At 47.6% G+C, this 1,806-nt stretch carries 3 protein-coding genes; all 3 read right to left on the bottom strand.

What is annotated here, in order from left to right:
• On the bottom strand, positions 1 to 391 hold a 391-nt coding region (locus Q0338_RS07935; RefSeq protein ID WP_298086282.1), incomplete at its 3' end, for an FAD-dependent oxidoreductase.
• Positions 388 to 693: a type II secretion system protein gene (locus tag Q0338_RS07930; protein ID WP_298086281.1), complete on the bottom strand. Its 306-nt coding sequence runs from the start codon at positions 691 to 693 to the stop codon at positions 388 to 390. The genes Q0338_RS07935 and Q0338_RS07930, both read right to left, overlap by 4 nt.
• Before the next feature lie 11 nt (positions 694 to 704).
• Positions 705 to 1,805, bottom strand: a complete 1,101-nt coding sequence (gene prfB, locus Q0338_RS07925) for a peptide chain release factor 2 (RefSeq protein WP_002952148.1) — start codon at positions 1,803 to 1,805, stop codon at positions 705 to 707.
• Position 1,806 lies beyond the last annotated feature (1 nt).

Below are 1,806 nucleotides of genomic sequence, written 5' to 3'. Positions count from 1 at the left end.
GCGCGGTAAGCGTGCTTTTTGAGCCATCCGTAGCCGTGACTCCAATGCTGTTTTTATCTATAAATTTAGCCGTGCCGTTTATCACGTCGATGTTTGCATTATCATCAAGCATCGCGAAATTTTTGGCTCTAAGTGCGGAAACGAGAGCGTCTTTTTTCTCGATACTTAGCGTGAAGTATTCGCCCGCGACGTTGTTATTTACGTATTGCGCTTCTTTGCTTAAATTTACTAGCTTTTTTGTCGGGATGCAACCGATGTTTATGCACGTTCCGCCATACATCTGCGCCGATTTTTCGATCACGGCGACCTTTTTGCCTAAATTTGCGGCTTTTACGGCGAGAGTTTTGCCGGCCTTGCCAAAGCCGATGACGATGATATCGTAGTTTTTCATATGTTTTTTCCTAGTATGTAGTGCGTAGTTTCATTTACTCTTTTTATGTTTATCTTGTTTTTTTCAGCCCAGTTTTCGATCACGTTTAGCGCACCCGGCGTTTTGCCCGCGTTTTTTATCTTAAACACGTCCTCGCTGCCGCTCATCGCGACAAAGCCGCCTAGCGGTTTTAGATGGTCGTTTAGCGTGATTATGCTGCTTAAATTTAACCCGTCGCAGTTGTTTAGGATGCGCTTAACTTGCGCGGTGGTCGCGTCGTTTTCGTTGTAGCCTAGTTGGTTTAAAAGAGCTGAAATTTCCATATTTTTCCTTTCTAGTTTATGCTTTTTTGACTCACCAAAACGCCCTCGATGAGCTTTTTTATGTCGCCGTCTAGTATCGCGTCGGTTTGGCTATACGCCTCTCCGCTGCGGTTGTCTTTGACCTGCTGATACGGGAAAAGCACGTAGGAGCGGATCTGATGACCCCAGCCGATCTCGCTTTTTTCGATACTGCCGGCGGCTTCTTGCTGTTTCATTAGCTCTAGTTCGTACAGGCGCGATTTTAGCATTTTCATCGCGGTGGCCTTATTTTTGTGCTGGCTGCGGTCGTTTTGACACTGCACGACGATGCCGGTGGGCACGTGAGTGATGCGTACGGCGGACTCGGTTTTGTTTACGTGCTGACCGCCCGCTCCGCCTGCGCGGTAGGTGTCGATTTTTAGATCTTTTTCGTCGATTTCTATCTCGATGTCGTCGTCGATCTCGGGGCTTACCATCACGCTGGTAAAGCTCGTGTGGCGGCGTCCCGCGCTATCAAACGGACTGGTTCGCACTAAGCGGTGGATACCGTTTTCGGCTTTTAGATAACCGTAGGCGTTTACGCCTTTAACGATAAAGCTCACGTCTTTTAGCCCGGCTTCTTCGCCCTCTTGGAAGTCTAGGGTTTCTACCTTAAAGCCCTCTCTTTCGCAAAAGCGCAGATACATGCGGTATAGCATACTCGCCCAGTCGTTACTCTCCGTGCCACCAGCGCCCGGATGGATGGTGACGATGGCGTTTTTGCCGTCATCCTCGCCGCTAAGCAGCATAGAAATCTCTAAATTTACTATCTTGTCCTCTAACTCGCCAGCCTCGGCAAAGAGCGAATTTATCGTCTCTTCGTCGTTTTCAGAGTTTGCCAGCTCGTATAGATCCTTTGCGTCGTCTACGGCGCTTTTAGCGTTTAGGAAGTTATTTAAGATGTTTGAAATTTTCGTTTTTTCCTTGCCGATTGCGCCCGCTTTTGCGATGTCTTGCCAGAAATTTTGATCGTTTTCTAGCTCCTCGATCTCTTTTAGGCGAGCTTTGATGCTCTCAGGCTTTACGACGCCCGCGATATTTTCTACTTTCGTGTTTAGGGTTTTTAGAAGTTCCGTGTATTCGTAATTATCCAAA

This window comes from uncultured Campylobacter sp. (assembly GCF_938018145.1).
Taxonomy (GTDB): domain Bacteria; phylum Campylobacterota; class Campylobacteria; order Campylobacterales; family Campylobacteraceae; genus Campylobacter_A.
This window is presented reverse-complemented; position numbering and strand designations above follow the sequence as displayed.